Genomic DNA, 23,348 nt, shown 5'->3' on the forward strand with positions numbered 1-23,348 from the left:
TCCAATTGCTTTATTTCTTTTCCACAAATTATTTATAGAGCTTCTTCTTATCTTTATAATATAATTTTTCTCTTCTTTCTTCTCTCAATTTTGCTCGTGTTTTTAATTCTTCAGGCGAATTGAATTCATTTTGGCTGAGTAAAATCGAAGACTGTCTTGGCACATCATCTTTTCTATACATATAGGCACCATTTCGATAAGCAGCACGCGCTACCAAATGCATTCCAACTGGAGATGTTAAATTAATAAAAACAAGTGATAATAATAATCTAACACTGAAAAATCCAGCGTTCATAGTAAAGTAGATTAATACACCAATGATAGTCAATAATACAGATAAAGTAGAACTTTTCGTTGATGCATGACTACGTAAGAAGACATCTTGGAATTTCACAATACCTATCGCACTAATCAATGCGATAATACTACCTAGAAAAATTAAAATAGCAGAGATGAGGCTAACGATTTCTTTTATTGTTTCCATTGAAAACGCGACCTCCTCCAATAAATCTAGAAATGGATACTGAACTAACAAATGAAATAATCGCTATTAACATAATTGAATCTAGAAACGATACAGTATCCATAATGACACTCATGACACCAACGATCGACATCACAACTGCACTTGTCGCATCGAATGAAACAACTCTATCAGCAGTGGTTGGTCCTTTAATTAACCTAAGCAGACATATTAATAATGCAATACCAAATATAACCAGAGCTGAAATAATAAAAAATTGAGTCAAAGCCTGTATCATCGTGTCACCTCCAAGATTAAATCTTCATATTGTTTAATATTACGTAATAAATTCTTCTTATCTTTATCTGTCACATCAATACTATGAATTAAAAACTTATTTGTGCCTTTCGATATACGTATCACTGTCGAACCTGGCGTGATAATAATCAATATAGTTAAAAATGTAATTGCCCAGTCGTTTTTCAAATTCGTTTCGTACGTTAATAAACCTGGGTTCATATCTTTAGTTTTAAATAAAATATAATTAATTGTACTAATACTAGCTGTAATCAATTGATATAAATAAACCATTAAAAATTTAAAAGCAACCCATATTTTTCTTAAATAAAATTCTTGTCCGAAAAAACGATGTAAAATATAAATCACGATAATACCAATGAGATAGCCTGAGAAGAAGGTTGTAAACTTGAATTCATCCTCGTCTTGGAATAATACCCACAAAAATGCAATAACAATATTTAGTACGACTTGATTCATCTAGTTACTTCCCTCCTTCAAATGTGTATTAACGTTTTGATGGAATTTATGTTCATCCATATTTAGTGATGTAGCATTTTCAGTCACTTGTAATACAAGCGGTGCCGCAATACCCATTAATAAAACGACTGCAACGAGTATACCTAGAATACCTGTACGATGTTTAGGTATCTTCTTGAAGTCTACTTCTTCACCATCTTGATCGCCAAAATACATCACAAATAATATTCTAAACAAGCTATACATAGCGATTAAACTTGTCACGATCATTAAACCTAGTCCAATGTAGTTACCATTTTCAATTGCACCTTTAAAAATAAGTACTTTCCCTGGGAATCCACTAAATGGAGGTACACCGCCAATAGCTAAAATCATAACGACAAATGCTATTCCAAAAAATGGCTCACGTTTGGCAAGTCCACTCAAGTAGTGATATTGACGATAGCCTGAAATGTAAACTAGGCTACCTACAATGAAAAATAATAACGTTTTAACGATAATATCATTTGCTAGATAGAAAATAGCGCCATTCACACCTGAAAAAGTGTTTGAACCTAAACCAAGAATGACAAATCCAATTGATAAAATAACTTGGTAGGCAGCGATTTTCTTAATATCTTTATAAGCTAATACACCAAAAGCGCCTATAATCATCGTTAAACATGACATAAAAATAAGTAATGGATGCGTCACATTTTCATGATGATGGAAGATTAATGTAAAGAAACGTATTAATGCATAGGCACCTACTTTAGTCATTAATGCTGCAAATAGTGCTGCTAGTTCTGTATTTAATACTGCATATGCTTTAGGTAACCACATGAATATGACAAGTGCTGCTTTAGAACTGAATGCAACAAGAAATATGAGTGAAATCATTGTCACAGTTTGATTATCTTGCATATGACTCAATCTTAATGCAACATGTGAAAAATTAAGTGTCCCTACTGTCTTATATAATAAGCCAATTGCGAAAAGTAAGAACCATGATCCAATAATATTTAATACGACATAAATAATGGCAGCACGTAATTGTTCTACAGATTGACCTAGCGTAACAAGTACAAAAGATGCAAGTAACATAATTTCAAACATCACATATAAATTAAATAAATCAGAAGTTAAGAATGCACCTATGACACCTACAGTTAAAAACAGAATAAATGATGGTAAATGAAATCGATTGACACGTTGTTCACCACGACCAAATCCATATGCCATGATTAAAGTAACGACAAAAGATGTTATGGTTACCATTAATAAACTTAATGAATCACCTAAAAACTGTATTCCAAATGGCGCTTTCCAACCCCCAAAGTCTAATGTGATGGGATGATGATTCATTACATAAATTAGTAATAATAATGAGATAATCGTATTCACTATCATTGTATTGATACAAAGAAATTTCGATACTTTATTTTTATCTTTGATAAATACTAGTATTAAAGCGCAAAGAAATGGGAGTAACATTGGCAATATTAATAAATTACTCATTATCTTCTTCACCCCTTAATACATTGATTTCATCTTCTTTTGTTACACGATATGTTCTATAAATTAATACAAGTAAAAATGCCGTCATACCAAATCCAATAACAATCGCTGTTAATACAATTGCTTGTAGTAGTGGATCCACAAAATGTTGATGACCGCCCTTAATAAGTGCTTCAGACATTCCAGGACCATATTGACCCATACTCATAATAATCAGATTACCGGCATGCGTATATATGGAAATACCAATAACAATTCTAATTAAATTAACCGATAGAATCATATACGTACCAATAAATACTAAAAATCCTATTACTAATAATAAAATGAGATTCATGATTTACCCCCACTTATTGATAGCATCACCGTTACAATAACACCAACAACGGTTAGTAATATGCCTAGTTCAAATAAAGTCACAGTAGTCGCATGAACGTGACCTATTAGAGGTAAAGCAATATCCGCTTCAGTTTGGTATAAAAATGGCTTCCCGAAAAATGTTGGTACAATAGCAGTCATTACTGATACTAAAGAACCTATAATCATTAACTTTTTAAAATCAATTGGCAAACTAATCAGTACCTGTTTAACATCAAACGCAAGGAACATAAGAATAAATGCCGAACTGAAAATCAAGCCACCAATAAATCCACCACCTGGATTATTGTGTCCCGCAAAGAACACATAGAATCCAAATGTTAATAAGATAAACACAACAATCTTAGTTACCGTTCGTAGCACTACATCATTCTCTTTCATCTTGTCCCCTCCGATCTTTATAAGTTAATAATGTATAAATCCCAAGTCCTGCGATAATCAATACTAGACCTTCAAATAAAGTATCTAGTGCTCTGAAATCTCCTAGGATAGCGTTAACTATATTTTTACCACCAGTTAATTTATCTGCATTTTCATAGAATTTAGATATTGTTGGCATACCGTCAGTTTGCTGAGTAATGAATATGAGTGAAACAACAGTAACCGCAGTAATCAATGACACAATGATTTTGATTGTTTCTTTTTTAATATTCGCTTTTGCTCTCGGAACGTTAGGTAATCTAGAAAAACTAACGATAAATAGTATAGTCGTTATTGTTTCAACTACTAGTTGTGTCAGTGCTAAATCAGGTGCTTTCATCGCAATGAAGAATAATGTAACAGCAAATCCTATAACACCATTCAACACAACCATTGTCAGACGTTGTCTAATAAATATAAGTACAATTCCAATAATCAATGTAACAATTGATAAAATCACTTCTAATGGTCCAAAAGTAGATACATGCAACTCATGTACATGTGGAAAGCCTACACGAATATAGCCATACATAATAATGGCAACAAAGATAAGCAATGTAATGATAATGTAGTGGTTAAGTTTGTTTTTCATCAACATTCTTATACTATATCCAGAATAAGCTTCAAACTTTCTATAAATAGCCATGTAAGTATCTGTTATAGAAGCATGTTTGATTAATTTATGTGTTAAAGATTTCCAATCTACCATTAAAGCTAAAGCTATACCTACAACGATGACAATAATACTTAAAATAAGTGGTAAATTAATGCCGTGCCATTGTGAAATATGTGGTGCGATGTTATCCACTTGTGTACCTTTAGCTGTAACTGATCTTAAGGCTGGTAAAATGATGTGCTGACCAAAAAGATTTGGAATAACGAATATAATTGGTATTAATATCATTAATACTAATGCGGGCAAACTAAACGCTACAGGCTCATGAATATTTTTCTTAGTAAAATAATCTTTATTAAATTTGCCCCAAAATGTTTCTTTAATCATGTAAAGTGCATAGGTAAAGGTAAAGATACTAGCTATTACACCTATAGCAACAACAATGATCGTTAATGTAATATCAAATTGGTCTAAATGTATAGCCTTTACTAATGAATCAAAAAACATTTCTTTACTTAAAAATCCGTTTAAAAATGGCACTCCTGCCATAGATAATGCTGCTAGCAACATTGTAATATGCATTTTAGGGAACAGTTTACGCATTCCATTTAAATAACGTATGTCTCTCGTTCCAGCTTCATGATCGATTATGCCTACACCCATGAATAACGCACATTTAAAAATAGCGTGATTCATTAAATGAAATAATCCGGCAAATAATACTAAAACATAATACTCTGATAATGAATCTGAAGGATGTTGTGCATAACCGCCGCCAATTCCTACCATTGACATCATCATGCCTAATTGACTAATAGTTGAATACGCTAAAATCCCTTTTAAATCGTATTGTCTTAAAGCTGTAATAGAACCAAATAACATAGTTATTAAACCTACAAATGTCACAATATAAATATAGACATCACTTAATCCTAATACCGGAGTAAAACGGAATAATAAGAAAATACCCGCTTTTACCATAGTAGCTGAATGAAGATAGGCACTAACTGGGGTTGGTGCAGCCATTGCTTTAGGTAGCCATACATGAAATGGAAATTGTGCAGATTTGGTAAAGGCACCTAATAATATCATTAACATCATTGGCATAAATAAAGGATGATTAATAATATGATGACGTTGTTCAATAATCTCTGTAATCGTATTTGTTCCGGTCATCAAATACAACATAATAAATCCTGTCAATAATGCTAATCCGCCAAATACAGTTATCATGAAGGATTGTATAGCTCCCAACTGACTATTACCATTATCATACCAATAGGATATAAGTAAAAATGATGAAACACTTGTTAACTCCCAAAAGATATACATCAAAATGGTATTATTTGAAAGCACAATTCCTAACATACTAAACATAAATAATAATAAATAAAAGAAGAATCTAGGTAGGTTATCCGTATGAGGCGATAAATATTGAGTAGCATAGAAAAATACCGCTACACCTATAAGTGAAATAATTAAAGCAAACATTAAACTGAGTCCATCTAGCCTCAAGTCAAAGTTAATATCTAGCGAAGTCATCCATGGAATATGCAACGTAATCATATGTTGTTGAACAATCTGTGGTATCTTCGCAATAAAATAGATTGATGAAATAATAGGGGCACATAGTGCTATATAACCCGCCAACGCACTCATTTTACGATGTGACATGGACAATAGCACTAGACCCATAATGGCTACTAATATCACCATTAGGTTTAACAAGCCCATCAAAAGCCTCCTTTTTAATTTATAAATTCAACGCAATAACAGTATTATTATGAGTTTTATCTTTAATACCAATAAACTTCATCGTTTCATGCGTTGTTTGGTGTCCTAAATATTTTTGAATAATAGAAATGGAAATACCTGATTGATAAGCGTGATAGGCAAATGTCTTTCTAAGTGTAGTTAACCCAACATGCGGTATATTAGATTCTTCAGCTGCCTTATGAATAATGCGATATGCTTGTTGCCTAGATAATCCCTTACCGGTTCTTAATGATTGGAATATAAGTTTATCTTCCTGAATTTGATAATGATTAATATAATCTTGTAACTCATTTCTTAAATCTGGGGGCAATAAAATTTGTATAGAGGGGTCAACATTGTCAATCCAAGTTGATTTGATATTTCCACTTTCAACTGACTTTAGTCTATGGACTTTCATATTTAATAATTCACATAACTTAACACCTGTATGTATCGCAAATTTAAATAATAAATAATCTCTTTGTGAACGAGATCGCAATATAGTGTACATTTTTTGTATGTCTTCTGTATTTCTAATAGGTTCTACTTGATTCATACGTCCTCCTGAAAAAAGTTTCTTATTCAATGATAAATCATATTTATGTAACATTAAAGCAGTTTGCTTAAAAATAAATTAATAAATAGTGTCCCTTTTAAAATTTACTTTCGATATATAAAGTGAAAGGAGGTCATTACAATGAATGAAGTTAACCAACTTGTAGTTGTTTTAACACGTGTCACTTATGATTCAGAAGGTAAAGCAACTCAACACAAACGTCGTTTTTCAAATTTAAAGCCCACTGCTACAGATGAACAAATCAAAACGTTTTCTTCTATTATTGAACGATTAACTGGAGAATCATTCGATAAAGTTGAAGCAATTAGAACTCAAGCATTAGTATAGGAGGACTAACATGAAGACTACATTAGATCTTGTATTCAAAAATCAATTAGACAAACCTGTTAAGTTACAAATACCCGAAAATGACAGCTCTATAACTGAACAAATTGCAAAAGAATGTATGAAACAGTTATTAAAGTTAGATATTTTAAAATCAACTGAAGGCCCAATTAATAAAATCTATGCAGCGTATATCGTAACTAAAAATACTCAAATTCTTTTTGAAAACAAATAGATAGTGCCAATTTGATATTTAAACCGCTTCTCACTGAACAATGATTCAGTAAGAAGCGTTTTTTTATTATCATAGAATATGAATATTATGACCTCATATTTCTCTATATGATTTAACGCCATCTATTTTATATAACCCTTATTTCCGTTATAATTAATTCACTATATAAGAAATGAGTGACACACAATATGGCTTTTCTATACTTTTTAGGTATTTTTGTAGGTATGTTAATCCCAATACAGACTTCAGTGAATTCAAGACTTAGTCAATATACGAAGTCTTCTTTTTATGCTTCAACAATTTCTTTCGGTGTTGGCACAGTATGTTTAATTATTCTTAATTTAATCATTAATCCTCAAATGTTGGCGCCAAGCTTCCTTACTCATCAAGACATCAATTATCATTGGTTTATCGGTGGTTTATTAGGTGTATGTTTCTTAACAGGAAATTTATTATTATTACCTAGACTTGGTGCTGCGCTTACAGTAGTCATTACTGTGGCTGGTCAGATTATCATGGGTGTCACAATTGATACGTTAGGTTTGTTTGGTGCAAATGAACAATCATTCACCCTTTTTAAAGCCGTTGGAATTATATTATTACTCATCGGTATATTATTAATGAATCAAATACCTAAAGACAAATTAATGGGGAAATCTAATTCTCGTTTATATATATGGTTAATTGTAGGATTTATTTTTGGTTGCGCACCTCCTATACAAACTACAATTAATAGTGCGTTAGCTAAAGAAGTTGATTCTTCTTTCTTTGCTTCCCTCGTCTCGTTCACTATAGGTACTATCGCTTTATTGATTTTGACTCTTATATTCCATAAAAGTTTAAAAGTACATCGTTCACATGAAAAATTAGGTCAAATTAAACCTGTTTATTTTGTCGGTGGTGTATTAGGTATGGCATTTGTCACTTCAAACATCGTATTAATGCCTTTTCTAGGTGCCGCTCTGACAACTATTGTAGGTATGCTAGGTCAAATGTTAATGGGTGTCATTATCGACCACTTTGGTTTACTAGGTACGCCTAAAAATAAGATCACTCTTCGTAAATGCATAGGATTAGTCTGTATCGCAATTGGCATTATACTATTACGTTTATTCTAATCGAGTTCTATTTATGAACTCGATTTTTATTTATTTCATTCATATTAACAATAAATTTATACAAAATTAAAATCTAATTTAATTTCAATATACCTCAATATAATATTGCATTGTATAATATATCCATCTATTTCCACGAGGTGAACTTATTGAATTTAAAAAAACTAACTATTTTTATTTTATCCATTCTATTGTTAATTATTTCTCTCTACTTTGGATTTTACTTCTATCATTCTTCTCAACAACAATCTCAATCCAATCAATTCAAAACTATAAAGGTTAAACATAAGCTTTTATTATCTACAATAGGCACTCAAGAAGCAGTCAAAAGTTTTAACATTTACTATAATGATCAACTTGGTTACATCAACCAATTCTTAGTTAAACATCAATCAAGTATCAAAAAAGATACACTCCTATTCGAATATTTTAACCCCTCTAAACAAAAACAACTTGAGCAACAACAACATTTAACCCTTTCCCAAATTCAAAAAGCATTTCCCAAGTTATCGATTCAACAACAACAACAATTACTTGAAAGAACTTTAATGACATCACAATTTGTTAAAGATAAATCTGAAACCCGTACAACCATTTATTCTCCAACTTCTGGAAAGGTACACTTATTTACTCAATCACCTTCAAAAAGTAACAACAAAATAATGCAAATTAATAGCCATGAACGCATCATCCGTGCTAATATATCAGAATCCGAAAAAGATAAATTAAGAATTAATCAAGATATTTCAATCTATTCTAATGATAAAAAAAGTTTTATAGGAAAAATAAAATATATCTCAGATATTCCACAACAAATTAAAAGTAACCAATCCACGTACCAAATTGAAATATCAACTCAACAACATTTCGCTATTGGTACACACTTTAAAATCAAACTTTTCTCAAATGATATTCTCGTCCCTAAAACAGCATTAATTGATAATAAATATGTACTTGTACAATTAGGTCATCGTTTAGTTAAACGACAAGTTACATATCAATTAACAGACCAAAAAAATATGATTAATGTTACACAAGGGTTAATGTTAAATGAAAAGGTCGTTGAAGCACCTTCAAAGTCACTACAAAGTTCTTATAAATAATTTATTTGTAATAATTATTGCAAAAACTTTACTTTTCAGTTGTTTTTTTATTAAATTACAGAAAATTTGAATTTGTTATGATAAATTTGTAATTGAAAAATGGTATATATATGAAAAAATGTTATACCATAATCAATAATTAGTTTTATAAACACTTATTTGTTTACTTCTTAAATTTATTTAGTTATAATTAACTAAATAATATAGCATTAAATATATTTCTTTAAATAAATTTAATACTAAATTATGGCAGACACTTCATATTTTTCAAAAAAGAGATATAAATATATAAAATCGGGTAAAGACACTTATAAAGGTATATGTAAGTGTATATAAATAGGGAGGTTTCAGTAATGGCTATTTCAAAAATAAATGATTGCTTCGAGTTACTAGCAATGGTCACTTATGCTGACAAATTAAAAAGTATTATCAAAAAAGAATTTTCAATTAGCTTTGAAGAATTCGCAGTTTTAACTTATATTAGCGAACACAAAGAAGAGGAATATTACCTTAAAGATATTATTAACCATTTAAACTATAAACAACCACAAGTTGTTAAAGCGGTTAAAAACTTATCACAAGAAGATTATTTCGATAAAAAACGTAACGAACATGATGAAAGAACTGTATTAATCTTAGTTAATACTAAACAACGTAAAAAAATTGATGAATTATTAAAACGCGTTAATGATCGTATTACAGAAGCAAACGACGACAACGAAGTATAAGTCTCGTATTGAAGTATAGCTTTATTAAAAGATACGCATATTTTAGCTACCAACTTAATATACTTTAATGTACGTATCTACTTTGTTTACCTATCTTGATAAAGATAGGTATTTTTTAATGATGAATTGTTTGGAAGATGATTAAAATGTGTCTGACATTAAAAAGGTTACTTATCATGATTTAGCATGATAAGTAACCTTTTTTGCTTATATAAATAAACTATTTTGATATCCAATGTTCAATTGAACTTATAAAATCTAAGTATACATTTATAAATTTTTCTGGCTCTTCAATATGTGGTGCATGTCCTGACTCATTGAATATCATTTTAGTAATATTTTCAAAATGATCATCAACACAATAATTGATTTTATCTTTAATTAACGGATCATAGAAACCATTTATAATTAATGTTGGTACGTTAACCAACTGTGTAGCTTCTTGTTCTTCTGCATTAGAAGATATCAGAGCTCTAATCGCTATAGCACTTTCTTCTGCTGAAGGTCTGCTATACATTCTTTGATCTTGAAACCATTTCATTGTATTATCTTGTTCTTTAAATAGAAATGGAAATAATAATAACAACGCTTCGGATTTATTAAAACCAGCAACTAAATCTTGATGATCCACCATCAATTGTGTGAAACCATGAGCAATATCCTCCCTTTTAGAAGAAATCGCAGTTAACGAAATGGTTTTAAAAGGATATTTTTCGGTGAAACGTTTTCCAATTAATCCGCCCATATCATGTCCTAAAATATGTGCCGAGCTTATGTCTAATTGATCCATTAACATATATAAGTCTTCAATGTGATCTTCTAAATCATACACTTCACATCGTGACGATTTCCCATGACCACGTACATCATAAGTTATGACTCTATAGCGGTCACTTAATTGTTCAGATAATTGTTTAAATGCTGCTAAGTTGCCATCTAATCCATGAATTAATACGATGGGAATGCCTTGCCCTACATCACGATAAGCAATTTCAATTTCATTGCTTAATTGAACTTTATCCATAGTGGCACCTCCCTTTAGTAATTACTATACCCATTTGAAAATATCTTTACGCCAATATTTAGAAGTTCTTAACAATTTATTGTTTAGAACTTCTTATGCATGAGCTTTAGCTCAGGCGTTCCTCTGCAACTTAGTAATTTTATTACTTAGAACTTCTTAGGGCGCAACTCTGAAATCTCTGATTTCTTAGTGTTGCCCCCGCAATGATGATTAGATAGTATTCAACTTACTTTAACCTTATAAATTTCTTGTTACATTTTTTCATTTAAATGTACGAGCCTGGGACATAAAACAATGTCTCAGGCTACATTTAGTGTTCAAATAAAATAAAGAAAAGCCTTCATAAGACTTTTTCTTAATGAAGGCTTTAATATAGATTTATTAACTTTTTGTACGTTCTGATAATTTAATAGTGCAGTAAATAATTAATATCACTAATAAAATCCAAATGACTAATGAAAATATTTGTGCAACATCTGGATTTGAAACCATAGCATCAATCGTTTTTTGACAAACTAGCAATCCCAAACCAGTAAATTCTAATTTTCTAAAATAAATTCCGATTATAGCTAAAACAATTCCGACAAAGAAAACAAATTGATGACCATATATTGATATTGGAATAATCGACCAATTAAAATGGAAACCTTGCATCGTAATGAGTATAATCGCAATTGCTGCTATAATAAATCCAAATATCATTTCAAACCGGTTACTGTAGAGATAGTTCTTTTTATTAATTCTGACATAAATCCAAATTGATATTGGAAAAATAACTAAACAATAAAATAGACTGATACCAGTAATCGCCTGAAATTGAACATACTGTTTATCATATAAATAAGAAATCAGAATAAAATTAATGATAAAAAAGATAATAGGATTAAGTTCAAGAGCAAATAAATTACGTTGAATAATCAATATAATTTGTGCTGGAGATTTACCTCTATATTCTATATAATCTTGGTCTTTGGCTTCTGACTTTTGGATATCTACACGAAACTTTTCTTTTATATCATCAATTAGATTAGGCGACATACCTTTATGACTGAAATAGTCATTGATATTTTCAAGTAAAACTTTATCATTTACCCTCATATTAAGCTCCTTTAATAACACTTTCTTGATGTTCATTTTATTCGATAAACTACTTAAGAAGAAAACTTAAGCATACTATTTTCACTCTATACATAAATTTTAAAATATTAAACACGCTTTAATTACTATCAATATAGCATTGTAACATAATATTTTCGTGATTTCTTTACACTTAAATTTAATTTTATACTAATGGTTAAGTTTATCCTAGATAAAATAAACTAATTTTATTTATTCAAAACACAAAATAACCGACAAACATATATTCAAAATATTGATGTACACCTTTAAAGTTGAACTAAGTTCCTAACTTTATGACATGTATATCATTTATGAATATGTTTATCGGTTATTAGCTATTTTAAACGCTATTTTATTTACCTAAATCCACTCTATAAAGTTTTACATTTTTATCTTTAGGTGAATTTGAGCTAAATTGATAGCTTGCATTTTTATCTTGGATATAACCAAAGTTACCAGTTACTTTATTATAATGTACACGGCTTACAGCACTAGGGCTTACATTTTGTTTAACTGATTTATATGTTGGTCCGTCAGCTTTATTATAAGTCATAGATACACGTGTCACGTGACCTTTATCTTTTTTGCCATCTGCTGTAACTAATAGAACGCCTTTATGTGTTCTAAATTCATAATAGTGTTCTGATCCATTTTCATTATAAGAATAAATTGGATGACTATATTTATTTAAAACACTTTGAATAGACTCGCCTATTTTAACATTTTCTAATGATTGATCGCCTTGAGTGATTTGTTGAACGGTTTGAAGTGAATTTCCAGTTGCTGCTTCAACGTGATTAACGTTTACTCCTGTGACAACTAGACCTGAAACAAGTAATGATGCCATTAGCTTTTTCATAAGCACACGCTCCTTTTTATCAATATCTCTTTCTTGTGCTTATTGTTAGTATACTATAAATATTACTAAAATGACAATAATATTACAAAAACATTACAGATTTCATTCTAAAGTCTTACACAAACCCTTCATTAATCCAATGTTTATATTGTTTATCAACGTATGTGTTGCTTGATAAATGTGGATACATCATCAATAAACTTATGTTCTTCTTCTACAAATGGATATAAACTAGAAGCACTATACACTAAAAATTCTCCGTGTACTATTAAATCTAATACTTCTTTCGCTTCTAATGTAGTTGTTCTTTCTCCATATTCTCCAGCAATAATTAGCGTCGGTGCCTCTACTTCTGAAAATACCTCAGCAATACCCTTAGATTTAAATACCTCTTCGATAGCTTGTATTTCCTCTTTTGTTGAAATAGCATTCGTATCTTCTACATGTTTTAAAAATTTATTCATTTTACGTGGTTTGTAATATTTTTTATTATTTAAAAATTTAGACTGTTCCTCATCATTCCAATTACGTATTTTATGAGCATATTTTCTAAATAATCGTTCTTCAGGTAATTCTCCCTCAACAGATGTAGGATTAACTAAAGTTAATGAAGAAACATAGTCAGGATATCTTACAGCCAAATCAGATATAATCATAGTAGCTAGTTCATGGCCAATAAATGCAGCTTGGTCTATGTATATGTAATCTAATAATGCGATAATGTCATCTGAAAACTCTTTAAATATTATGTTTCTAGGCTTATCAGAGTATCCATGCCCTCTTAAATCGATCAACACCACTTGAAATGATTTAGCAAGCTTTTTAGCCAAATTATTAAAAACAGAATAATTATCGTATGCTGTATGAACAAGCACTACAGGATAACCCTCGCCTAACGTATTGTAGTGTAATGTTGTTCCATCATTTCTAGTAAATAAATCCATTAGATTGTTCTCCTTCTAAGTTAAAGTTTTTCGGTAATATATCTAATAATTCTTCGATTGTTGTAATTGTAAAATCTACTTCTTCTTTAAGAGGCTCTATTTCAGCATATTCTTGTTTATACCATACACTTACCATTCCCATGGCACGTGCAGGTGCGACATCATTTAAAGCATCGTCTCCGACATACATAATCTCCTCTGCTTTAACATCTAGTTGATCAATCATATCTTCAAATATTTTTGGATGGGGTTTTCGATAACCTACTGTTTCAGAAGTAGATAAGTAATTAATCACATGCATAATACCTAAAGAATGTAATCTGAATTGCTTTATTTTTGATTTCCCATTAGCTATAACACCAATAAGATAGTCAGCATTAGACAATCTCTCCAAAGTGTATAACGTGTCATAATAAGGAAAGACATAACGATAGAAATGCATCTCAAAGTCATTAAATAAATCTTTCCAAGTTAATCTATCAATATGAAATTGCTTTATAATTTCTTTATACAAATCCGGTTTATCATTATCTTCATCATCATCTAACTCGATAAATTTATTTTTAAAATCAGCGAGCTGTACATGGACAAAATAATCATGAAATCTTTCATATTGTTCTTCTATAAATTTCTCACGTGATTTTACTCGATCTAGCAATGTCCCCTCTAAATCAAAGACAATTGCTTTTATATGACTCAAATCCATCTTAGTAACCTCTTCATAGTTTATTAATTCCTATTTTAGCAAATGAATAGGATTAGCGTAATACTTTATATTGAGATAATAATATATAACATAATACTGGTATACCTAGTAATGCCATGACTATACTGGCTGGTATTTGTATTGGATGAATAACCGTACTTCCTATGAAATCTGCCATTATCATAACAGTAGCCCCAATGATTGTATTCAAAATCATCTGTATTCCTAACTCAAAACGCCAATAATAACGACGGACTAATTGAGGCACAATCATACCTATGAAGCCGATAATGCCCACATAGGCTACGACAACTGCCGTTATAATTGAAGCTATAGTAAGTACTATAAATGTAATACGTTGAACATTTAAACCTAAAGACTGCCCCTTCAATTCACCCAGTTGCAATAATTTAATAGAACGGATTAATAAGGATAAACATACAATAGCTACAATTAATACGATAGCTATCACTATATTATTTTCAATTTCAGCAGAGGCAAATCCTCCAAATAAATAGTTGGCTACTGAATTTAATTTTTGTGGCTTAATTAAAATCAAAATATATAATAAAGCATTAAATAAGGCACCTATCATCAAACCAATGAGTACTAAAACTCGCACAGGATACCCGTGAGATAATGCCATAGTTAGTCCTAACACTATTACAAGTGTAATAAGACTAAAGCCAATAGAGAAAAAAGGAATCCACAAGAAACTTAAACCAAGAAAAAGTGCTAAACCTGAACCAAATGTTGCTCCACTTGCTAACCCCAACGTAAAACTATCAGCTAATGGATTATTAAGTACAGTCTGAAACATTTGACCTGCTAAAGTTAAAGTTGCTCCCGTAAGTACAGCTTCCATCCCTCTTGGTAATCTAACTTTCAATAAAATAGTTTGATTAAATGGATCTGATAAATCACCAATTTGCCATACCAAACTTATTAAAGTAATCACTATTAATAATAATGTCCATATTAAAATTGTTTTCAACTTTTTCATTTTATTCTCTTTCCTATTTACAATATAGATATCGTGCTCATCATAACAAATTTTAAATAAAAAAAGTACTAGCCATTCAAGTTACCTACCTATCTAAAAACTTTACTTATAGGCCTGACATGTTTCTGCTAGTACTTTTAAATTTATATTATTTTTTATAAATAGCGTCTCTTAATTCTTTTAATCCATCATCAATTCTAGGTCCTGGTCGTGATATTTCGTCACCATTTACTGTTTCAATGCGATTGTGTTTTACCCCATTCGTTTTATCGAATCCACCACGTTTTTCTATGATTTTTTTATAATCAGATTGTGACATTCCTTCAGTTGAAATAAATATATCTGGATTGTGCTTTATAATGCTTTCTTTGCTTACAGATTTCCAACCTTCAATATCATTAAAGCTGTTTTTAGCTTGAAGTTTGTTTAACATATCATTAAAGAAAGTATGCTGACCTGCTGTGTAAATATCTGGTTTTGATGATACTTCAATAAATACATTTTGTTTTTTATGATGCTTTGGAATAGATTGCACTACTTTATTTACATTGTCTTTCGTTTCTTTGACTAATTGATTCGCTTGTTTTTCTTTATGCGTTAACTTTCCTATAGATTTAAATGTATCGTATGTTTCATCAATTGATTGAGCATCTTTCACATAGACGACCTTAATCCCGTCTTTTTTTAGTGAATCTAATACTTTTCCAGATGATGATTTTTGTGATTCGTGCGCAAGTATTAAATCAGGTTTTGCTTTTAATAACGCTTCTTTATTTAAGTTCATTGAATCAAATTGCTTTTTCCCTTTTTTAACATTTTTAGGGTAATCATCCACTGTAGATACACCTACTACATTGTCTCCTAAACCAAGTTCATATAGTATTTCTGTGTTGCTTGGCATTAGCGAAACGATTCGATGATATGGTGATTTTCCATCAGAAGCTTGTTTATCTTTATTATTAGATGATTTAGAATCATTACCTTGACTGCAACCTGCTAGAATTAAAATTGTAGCTATCATGACTATCCACAAATGACGTTTCATATATTCTCATTCCATTCAGTTTAATTTTTATATGTATAATCTTTCTTTTAATCATATCAAATTCTATACAAATTTCATTAGGTTTTTCATTTTTTCAAAATATAATTTATTTTTACATCGATTTTAAACAAAAATGAGGTTGAGACATAAAGTTTTTGTGCTCTGGGAAACCGATTAACGGCGTCCCAAAAGCAGGATTTTCGGCAGAAGCTCTCACGATTCGACAAAATTTGAGAAACAATTTTGCTCATCGTTCGGTTCTGCTCAAATCCTAAGCGCTTTTGTCCCGACCTCTTTGTTTTAATCTATTACTTATTTTCTTCAGTAATGACTTTTTGATCCCATTTTCCAAATTGATAATATGAGACTGCAAAGATACTACTTATAATAAAACCAATTCCCATACCTATAGCAATACCATTTTGACCAAACATTTTTGAAAAAAGCTCAGTTAATGGAAATCTTAGTATCCAGAATGAGATGATATTTAAAATCAACACTTGATACATGGCTCCTGATGCTCTCACAATACCATTAAACACAAAATTTAAGCCTAAGAATGGATAACAAAGCGCTACAATTCTCAAGTAATGACTCCCAAAATTAACGGCTTCAGGATCTTGAATAAAGAATCTAATTGCAACATCTGCAACTAAAATAACAATTAATGCAATCGTAGTCATAATCATGAAATTATATAATGCAGATACTTTGGCAATTTGTCTAACTCTTTTCCAATCACCAACACCAATATTTTGACCTGCCATACTATTTACCGCCGTTCCAAGTGCCATTGCCGGTAACATGATTAAACTATCTAATCTTTGAGATGCACTAAAACCAGCTACAGTATCTCCACCAAATTGAGTCACTACACTTAAAATAGCTGCATTACCGCCTTGAATAACAGCCATTTGTAGACCGGCTGGTATCCCTAATTTTAATATTAATAACACTTGTTCTATAGAAGGTACTTTAGGAATGGTGAAAGGAACTAATTCGTGTTTCATTGAATGATATAAACTATAAATAAACGCTAGACCTTGAGATACAACTGTTGAAAGTGCCGCACCCGCTATGCCTAACTGAAATCCACCTATAAATAATGGCGCTAAAAAAGCATTGAGTACAACAGCTAGAAAAACGATACGCATCGGTGTTTTACTATCTCCAAGCGCACGTGACACTGTATTTACAAAATTATATCCGAATAAGAATAAAATACCTAAAAAGCTTATTTGTAAATAGGTATTAGCTTGTCCTAATAAAGACTCCGGTGTTCCCATCAATAATAATAATTGCTTTGAAAAGATAAATCCAAGGGCACCAAAAATAATTGCCATCGTTGTCATAACAACAACAAAGGCATTCAAATATTGTTTTAAACCTTGATAATCTTTTTTACCGAAAAATTGAGACAATATCGTTAATACTGCGTTATTGAGACCAATAATAAAAGAAAGCATTGTAAGTAAAATCGTCGTTGAAATTGCAACTGCACCTAAAGCATGTGCACCTAATAAATTACCCACCCATAAACTCGCAATAATCTGAAACGAAGATTGAAGAAGGTTTGTAATCATGATTGGTCCTGAGAAAAAGAATAAAGATTTAAATATATTACCATGTGTAAAATCTCGTTGATTACTTGGCATGAAACCACCCTCATTCATAGTAATTAAACAAGCGACTCGTATTATCATTTGATTATAACTTTTTTATCTTACTTATTCACTAGGATAATGTCAATTTGTAAATATAAGTCCCCTTTTTTAAGAATTAATTTATAGTTGCTGATGAGTTTATACAAAATAAAACTGTATTATAAGCTACAAAGCTCGTAACACAGTTTTAAAAAATTAGTATTTATTTAAGATTGAGTTGTCTCACCTTTAGGATTAGGTCCATATTGGTTTGTTCCTTTTTCACTGTCTTGTATGCAATAAGCTAAACAAATAAGTGAGATAGCAATTAAAAATATGAAATATATTAATGCAATTATGCTAATTATCCCTATTAAAATATGATTATTTATATCTAACTGACTATCTAGGTGATATTCTTTTATAATTTCGTTACTTAAAGAAATTATTGATATAACTAACATAATAACTGGTATCGTCATGCCTCTGCCAATATCATGAAATCGTCTTACTGATAATGTGAAAATTACTATATAAAAGATGATAGCCACTATATAATCTATAATGTCGAAAACAATACCAAAACTTCCTGTTATATTTGATAAAAAATCAAATAATAATGTTAAAATAGCCATTAAAATAGTATTAAGTAACAAGGCCCACCAGAAATCTTTTCTTCGAGTTCGTCCTTCTAATATCAAGGCGTTTTGCCAAGATTTTTTGAATGCATTAATCATAATTAATCTCCTTTATTTTTAACTTTTTTAGGGTTGGGACCATACTGATTCGTTCCTTCTTCACTATCCTTAACACAGTAAACTAGAGCCATAATTGAAATGACAATAGATGCTATTGCAAGAATTATTGAGACAATAGCTATAATTATTAATAATGCTACATTTGAATCAGAAATTTGAGAAATCCATTTATAATCCTCACTAATCTGATATATAGGGGATAGTAATGTTAAAACCAAATAGATGATTGGTATTGTTTTTCCTTTACCTATATCATGAAATCGTCTCACTGATATCGAAAACATAGGTATTGCCAGCACAACATAAAATATATAAAACACAATATCGTATAAAACTTTACCATTTTCCATATGTGCAAAAACTAATGCAGCAATAATCGCCATGATTATTAAACAAATAATATTTAATAAAGCACCTAACCAAAAATCTTTGCGTCGTGTCCGTCCTTCACACGTAAAAGCATATTGCCAAAACTTTTTATATGCATTAATCATAATCATTTCTCCTATTTTTTCTTATCTCCTATTATATAATTTATATATTGTTTTTCAAACGTTTTCAAAATAATAGTAATTTATAGTTATGATTAATTTTAAAATGATTATTATATGATTAAAGTTCACAAAATCAAAGAATACCAATACTTATCATAATTCTTTATATACAATATTTTATTCAAAATACGGATCTAAAAAGGTATAATGTGTGCCATTTTTAATATTGAAGTAGTTCTTTCCAAAGTTATCTAACAAAGCATGAAATTCATTAGCATCTTGATTCGTAAAAGTACTTGGTAATTGAATTTCTTTTTTAAACTTATCATAACTATCAGTATTAGAATATCCTAATTTGGCATACAAACGTCTCGTATAACTATCTGGAATAAATTCTATTCCACCAAAAATGTAAACTATTAATACGTCAGCCGTTTCACTGCCGACGCCTCTAATTTTTAATAATTCCTTTCTCAAATCGTCTCCAAATTTTGAAACAATAGCCTCATAATTAAATTGATAATCATTTAACCATGATAATAAAGCATGTATAGCCTTCCCTTTATTTTTATAGAATCCACTCGATTTAATGATTTGTTGTAAGTCTTCTAGTGGTATATCTAAAATGTGTTGTGGATTAAAATTTGTCTCATGTTTTAAAGATGTTAAGGCTAAGTCTGCATTTTTCCAATTTGTATTTTGGACGAGTATTGCTCCTAACATCATTTCTATTTCACTGGCGGCAGGCCACCAATGTTGAGGCCCCATATTTTGATATAGAATGTCATATAACTCTTGTGTGTGTAACAATTTTTCACCACTTTCTAGTTCTTTATATTAAAAATACCCCTATAACCGCAGCTATAAGGGTATTTGAGACAATTTGTTTTATACTATTTACTACATTGTTTCTGGAGCTGACACACCAACTAATGCTAAAGCATTATTTAATGTTATTCTTACCGCTTCTATTAATGCAACATGTGCTTTTGTTTTTTCAATGTCATCTGTAAGTACTTTTTCAGCATTATAGAATTTATGGAAATGAGAAGCTAAATCTTGAATGTAATTAGTCATACGATGTGGTGCTCTTGATTCTGCAGCACTTTCAATCGTAGTTTCAAATTCAGCTACTTTTTTCAATAATTCAATTGCTTTGTCATTAGTAATTTTTGAAAAATCAACATCAGTACTAACCTCAATACTTTGATCTTTAGCTTGTTTCAAGATAGAACAAATACGAGCATGCGCATATTGTGCATAATACACTGGATTGTCTTGAGATTGTTCTTTTGCTAATTCCATATCAAAATCAAAGTGTGTATCTGGGCTACGCATAGTTAAGAAGTAACGCGCAGCATCCACACCAACTTCATCCATAATTTCGCGTAAAGTAATCGCGTTGCCTGTACGTTTACTCATTTTAACTTCTTCACCATTTTGCATTAAACGTACCATTTGCATGATTTGAATTTCTAATCGGTCACTGTCTACACCAAAAGTTTCAAGTGACGCTTTCAAACGATTAATATAACCGTGATGGTCAGCACCCATTAAATCGATTAAAATATCATTTCCACGTTGAACTTTATCAAAATGATAGGCAATGTCAGGTAAGAAATAAGTGTAATTGCCATCTTTTTTAATTAAAACTCTATCTTTGTCATCTTTAAAGTCAGATGTACGTAACCAAGTCGCACCATCTGCTTCATAGGTATAGCCTAATTCATTCATTTTAGCTAATACTTCTTTAATTTCTCCTTTTTCATAAAGAGATGTTTCGCTAAACCAACTATCAAAATGAGTATGGAAATCTGATAAATCTTTTTTCAATTTAGACATTTCATAATCGACACCTAGCTGTCTAAATGTCTTCAAACGTTCTTCATCGCTATAATCTTTAATTTCTGGTTGTTTATCAGCTAAATCTTTACCAATTTCAATAATATCTTTGCCGTTATATCCATCTTCAGGCATTTCATGACTGTTATCACCTAACGCCTCAAAGAAACGTGTTTCGATAGAGCGCGCAAGATTAGAAATTTGATTACCAGCATCATTAATATAATATTCACGTGTGACATTATATCCAGCTGCAATTAAAATATTAGCTAGCGTGTCACCAACAGCCGCATTTCGTGCATGACCGATATGTAAATCACCAGTTGGGTTGGCTGATACATATTCAAGTAAAATATTTTTGTTTTTAGATGTTTCTGCATTCCCAAATTGATGTCCTTTTTGGATTGCTTCTGGAATGATGTCAGTTAAGTATTGATTGTCTAGATAGAAATTAATAAATCCAGGTCCTGCAATATCAATTTGTTTAACATGTGCTTTACTAGCATCTAAGTTGTCGACAATCGCTTGAGCAATGTCTCTTGGGTTACGTTTAGCAATTTTAGTTAATACCATTGCGATATTTGTTGAATAATCTCCATTCTTTACATCTTTAGGTATTTCAATTTTAATTTCTGGAATATCTTCTGCTAATTCAGCTTTTTTAATACTTGCTTCTATTTCTTGAATAAGCGTCTGCTTTACTTTATCGATAATATTCATTAGCCTAACTCCTTATAATTTATTTCATATTGGTATGAACCCATTTTTTCTTCATTTTGATATAGTTCGTAATGTACTTTCAGTTTACCACCATCTGGTGTTACAAAATGTAGAATACTTAACGTTTTAACATTTAATGGAATACGTCCAGCTGGTATATCGTAAAGGGTCGTTGTTTCCGCACCTTCTACAAAATGAAAGTTCATATTAATGTCGCCTTTACGGATCAATTTTACGCCGTCGTCCTCTATCTTAATCGTTACATTCACTTTGGCATCATCTATATTTTCGTTATATCTAATGATGTGAGACTGACGCTTGTGCCATGATCCCTCAGTAGTAAAATCAAACTTCTCTTTATCGCCGTTCTGTTTAATTATTTGTTTCGTTTGAATTTTTACATTATTTTCCAATTTACTACTCCCTTATTCTACACAATAATACATGATATTATAGCATAATTGCCCTATTGCTTGTAGTATTGGCCTATTTAAAATATTTAAAAAACAAAAAATGAGCAAACTATAATTAGTTCACCCACTTAAAGTAAAACAAGTATACTTAAATCAAATCTTCTACTGATTCAATATCAACAATATCACTTTGATACTTATATTTTTCCATTTGATATTTATAGAAATATACGATGCCGAAACTCAATGTTGTAATGAATATTAATTTATTCATATCTATACCTCATACTCTATAATATTAATTATTTATTTTTTATATTATCATTTTTATATGTATGTGTAAATATACCCCACTACTGAAATGATAACTATTGGAACGCTCCTTCTTTATAAATCACTTTTTCTTTATTTCCATCTATAAACTTGTCATAGTTTTCTTTTTGAAAGTCACTTAACAACACTTTAGATGTACCATATTTTAAAACGCCCGCTTCAGTTACAATTCGCATTTTTCTAAATAACATACCATCTTTAAGTCTTATCTCTATAACAGGTGCATAATCTAAAATATCAGCATCTTTAATTTCAAAAGTTTTAAATGCAATAGTGACACATGCAAACGTATCTTCTCCTAAATAATACACATGTAAGTCTTCTTGCTTATGTTGTCCTACTAAAAATCTACCTTTAACAAAATTTAACTCAGGATATTTTAGTTCTAAATAATCGATTAGTTCATCTTCTTTTAATTTAAATTGCATGGTCTCATCCCCTATATCAATTTTTA

General features: G+C 30.4%; 28 protein-coding genes. 5 read left to right on the top strand and 23 right to left on the bottom strand.

Going from position 1 to position 23,348, the window contains the following annotated elements:
* Window positions 1–28: 28 nt before the first annotated feature.
* The 8 genes from mnhG2 to LFT63_RS10720 are packed head-to-tail and all read right to left on the bottom strand — an operon-like array spanning window position 29 to window position 6,462.
* Window positions 29–484: a Na+/H+ antiporter Mnh2 subunit G gene (gene mnhG2, locus LFT63_RS10685; protein ID WP_017637194.1), complete on the bottom strand. Its 456-nt coding sequence runs from the start codon at window positions 482–484 to the stop codon at window positions 29–31.
* The gene (gene mnhF2 / locus LFT63_RS10690) at window positions 459–761 is read right to left on the bottom strand and encodes a Na+/H+ antiporter Mnh2 subunit F (protein WP_017637193.1); all 303 of its coding nucleotides are present in this window, start codon (window positions 759–761) and stop codon (window positions 459–461) included. The genes mnhG2 and mnhF2 overlap by 26 nt, the downstream gene beginning before the upstream one ends.
* Window positions 758–1,240, bottom strand: coding sequence for a Na+/H+ antiporter Mnh2 subunit E (gene mnhE2 / locus LFT63_RS10695; protein ID WP_029056408.1), 483 nt, complete (start codon window positions 1,238–1,240; stop codon window positions 758–760). Before mnhE2 ends, mnhF2 begins: the two co-directional genes overlap by 4 nt.
* Entirely contained in the window at window positions 1,241–2,740 is a 1,500-nt protein-coding gene (gene mnhD2 / locus LFT63_RS10700) for a Na+/H+ antiporter Mnh2 subunit D (RefSeq protein ID WP_096807880.1), read from the bottom strand.
* Window positions 2,730–3,074: a Na+/H+ antiporter Mnh2 subunit C gene (mnhC2, locus tag LFT63_RS10705; protein ID WP_017637190.1), complete on the bottom strand. Its 345-nt coding sequence runs from the start codon at window positions 3,072–3,074 to the stop codon at window positions 2,730–2,732. The genes mnhD2 and mnhC2 overlap by 11 nt, the downstream gene beginning before the upstream one ends.
* The gene (mnhB2, locus tag LFT63_RS10710; protein ID WP_017637189.1) at window positions 3,071–3,496 is read right to left on the bottom strand and encodes a Na+/H+ antiporter Mnh2 subunit B; all 426 of its coding nucleotides are present in this window, start codon (window positions 3,494–3,496) and stop codon (window positions 3,071–3,073) included. The genes mnhC2 and mnhB2 overlap by 4 nt, the downstream gene beginning before the upstream one ends.
* Complete coding sequence (gene mnhA2, locus LFT63_RS10715; RefSeq protein ID WP_340769118.1) at window positions 3,483–5,885, bottom strand: Na+/H+ antiporter Mnh2 subunit A; 2,403 nt, start codon at window positions 5,883–5,885, stop codon at window positions 3,483–3,485. The genes mnhB2 and mnhA2 overlap by 14 nt, the downstream gene beginning before the upstream one ends.
* Before the next feature lie 19 nt (window positions 5,886–5,904).
* Window positions 5,905–6,462: a tyrosine-type recombinase/integrase gene (locus tag LFT63_RS10720; protein ID WP_017637187.1), complete on the bottom strand. Its 558-nt coding sequence runs from the start codon at window positions 6,460–6,462 to the stop codon at window positions 5,905–5,907.
* Between the two features lie 141 nt (window positions 6,463–6,603).
* Here LFT63_RS10720 and sroA point away from each other — a divergent pair, with 141 nt between their 5' ends.
* The 5 genes from sroA (at window position 6,604) to sarA (ending at window position 9,991) form a co-directional block, all read left to right on the top strand.
* The gene (gene sroA / locus LFT63_RS10725; protein WP_017637186.1) at window positions 6,604–6,810 is read left to right on the top strand and encodes a sigS mRNA-stabilizing protein SroA; all 207 of its coding nucleotides are present in this window, start codon (window positions 6,604–6,606) and stop codon (window positions 6,808–6,810) included.
* A 10-nt stretch (window positions 6,811–6,820) separates the two neighbouring features.
* Window positions 6,821–7,042, top strand: coding sequence for a DUF2922 domain-containing protein (locus LFT63_RS10730; RefSeq protein WP_017637185.1), 222 nt, complete (start codon window positions 6,821–6,823; stop codon window positions 7,040–7,042).
* 188 nt (window positions 7,043–7,230) lie between these two features.
* Window positions 7,231–8,160, top strand: a complete 930-nt coding sequence (locus LFT63_RS10735; RefSeq protein WP_017637184.1) for a DMT family transporter — start codon at window positions 7,231–7,233, stop codon at window positions 8,158–8,160.
* A 140-nt stretch (window positions 8,161–8,300) separates the two neighbouring features.
* Window positions 8,301–9,263: an efflux RND transporter periplasmic adaptor subunit gene (locus LFT63_RS10740; protein ID WP_340769124.1), complete on the top strand. Its 963-nt coding sequence runs from the start codon at window positions 8,301–8,303 to the stop codon at window positions 9,261–9,263.
* 353 nt (window positions 9,264–9,616) lie between these two features.
* Window positions 9,617–9,991 (top strand): global transcriptional regulator SarA, encoded by a 375-nt coding sequence (gene sarA, locus LFT63_RS10745; protein ID WP_340769125.1) that lies wholly within the window; start codon window positions 9,617–9,619, stop codon window positions 9,989–9,991.
* A gap of 220 nt (window positions 9,992–10,211) precedes the next feature.
* On the opposite strand, the gene LFT63_RS10750 is transcribed toward sarA, so the two are convergent.
* The 15 genes from LFT63_RS10750 to LFT63_RS10820 all read right to left on the bottom strand — a co-directional run bounded on the left by LFT63_RS10750 (window position 10,212) and on the right by LFT63_RS10820 (window position 23,322).
* The gene (locus tag LFT63_RS10750) at window positions 10,212–11,015 is read right to left on the bottom strand and encodes an alpha/beta fold hydrolase (protein ID WP_029056402.1); all 804 of its coding nucleotides are present in this window, start codon (window positions 11,013–11,015) and stop codon (window positions 10,212–10,214) included.
* Between the two features lie 381 nt (window positions 11,016–11,396).
* Complete coding sequence (locus LFT63_RS10755) at window positions 11,397–12,113, bottom strand: hypothetical protein (protein ID WP_070452627.1); 717 nt, start codon at window positions 12,111–12,113, stop codon at window positions 11,397–11,399.
* A gap of 373 nt (window positions 12,114–12,486) precedes the next feature.
* Window positions 12,487–12,993 carry an SA0570 family protein gene (locus tag LFT63_RS10760; RefSeq protein WP_017636350.1) on the bottom strand — a complete coding sequence of 169 codons (507 nt, stop codon included), beginning with the start codon at window positions 12,991–12,993 and terminating at the stop codon, window positions 12,487–12,489.
* A 155-nt stretch (window positions 12,994–13,148) separates the two neighbouring features.
* Window positions 13,149–13,937, bottom strand: coding sequence for an alpha/beta fold hydrolase (locus LFT63_RS10765; RefSeq protein WP_072291860.1), 789 nt, complete (start codon window positions 13,935–13,937; stop codon window positions 13,149–13,151).
* Window positions 13,921–14,643, bottom strand: coding sequence for an HAD family hydrolase (locus LFT63_RS10770; RefSeq protein WP_029056399.1), 723 nt, complete (start codon window positions 14,641–14,643; stop codon window positions 13,921–13,923). The genes LFT63_RS10765 and LFT63_RS10770 overlap by 17 nt, the downstream gene beginning before the upstream one ends.
* 52 nt (window positions 14,644–14,695) lie before the next feature.
* The gene (locus LFT63_RS10775) at window positions 14,696–15,646 is read right to left on the bottom strand and encodes a FecCD family ABC transporter permease (RefSeq protein ID WP_340769128.1); all 951 of its coding nucleotides are present in this window, start codon (window positions 15,644–15,646) and stop codon (window positions 14,696–14,698) included.
* A 148-nt stretch (window positions 15,647–15,794) separates the two neighbouring features.
* A complete protein-coding gene (locus tag LFT63_RS10780) occupies window positions 15,795–16,691 on the bottom strand; it encodes an ABC transporter substrate-binding protein (RefSeq protein ID WP_029056397.1) in 897 nt (298 codons plus the stop codon).
* Between the two features lie 308 nt (window positions 16,692–16,999).
* Window positions 17,000–18,346: an MATE family efflux transporter gene (locus LFT63_RS10785; RefSeq protein WP_340769132.1), complete on the bottom strand. Its 1,347-nt coding sequence runs from the start codon at window positions 18,344–18,346 to the stop codon at window positions 17,000–17,002.
* Between the two features lie 215 nt (window positions 18,347–18,561).
* Window positions 18,562–19,071: a DUF805 domain-containing protein gene (locus LFT63_RS10790; protein WP_154827479.1), complete on the bottom strand. Its 510-nt coding sequence runs from the start codon at window positions 19,069–19,071 to the stop codon at window positions 18,562–18,564.
* Between the two features lie 2 nt (window positions 19,072–19,073).
* Window positions 19,074–19,586: a DUF805 domain-containing protein gene (locus LFT63_RS10795; RefSeq protein ID WP_017636357.1), complete on the bottom strand. Its 513-nt coding sequence runs from the start codon at window positions 19,584–19,586 to the stop codon at window positions 19,074–19,076.
* Window positions 19,587–19,763: 177 nt separating this feature from the next.
* Window positions 19,764–20,396 carry an endonuclease III domain-containing protein gene (locus LFT63_RS10800; RefSeq protein ID WP_017636358.1) on the bottom strand — a complete coding sequence of 211 codons (633 nt, stop codon included), beginning with the start codon at window positions 20,394–20,396 and terminating at the stop codon, window positions 19,764–19,766.
* A gap of 90 nt (window positions 20,397–20,486) precedes the next feature.
* The gene (gene argS / locus LFT63_RS10805) at window positions 20,487–22,148 is read right to left on the bottom strand and encodes an arginine--tRNA ligase (protein ID WP_340769137.1); all 1,662 of its coding nucleotides are present in this window, start codon (window positions 22,146–22,148) and stop codon (window positions 20,487–20,489) included.
* On the bottom strand, window positions 22,148–22,561 hold the full coding sequence (locus LFT63_RS10810) for a DUF1934 domain-containing protein (protein ID WP_017636360.1): 414 nt from the start codon (window positions 22,559–22,561) through the stop codon (window positions 22,148–22,150). Before LFT63_RS10810 ends, argS begins: the two co-directional genes overlap by 1 nt.
* A gap of 148 nt (window positions 22,562–22,709) precedes the next feature.
* Window positions 22,710–22,835, bottom strand: a complete 126-nt coding sequence (locus LFT63_RS10815; protein WP_017636361.1) for a hypothetical protein — start codon at window positions 22,833–22,835, stop codon at window positions 22,710–22,712.
* A 94-nt stretch (window positions 22,836–22,929) separates the two neighbouring features.
* On the bottom strand, window positions 22,930–23,322 hold the full coding sequence (locus LFT63_RS10820; protein ID WP_017636362.1) for a hypothetical protein: 393 nt from the start codon (window positions 23,320–23,322) through the stop codon (window positions 22,930–22,932).
* Between the last annotated feature and the right edge of the window lie 26 nt (window positions 23,323–23,348).

Source organism: Staphylococcus sp. FSL H8-0121 (genome assembly GCF_038008425.1).
Taxonomy (GTDB): domain Bacteria; phylum Bacillota; class Bacilli; order Staphylococcales; family Staphylococcaceae; genus Staphylococcus; species Staphylococcus pasteuri.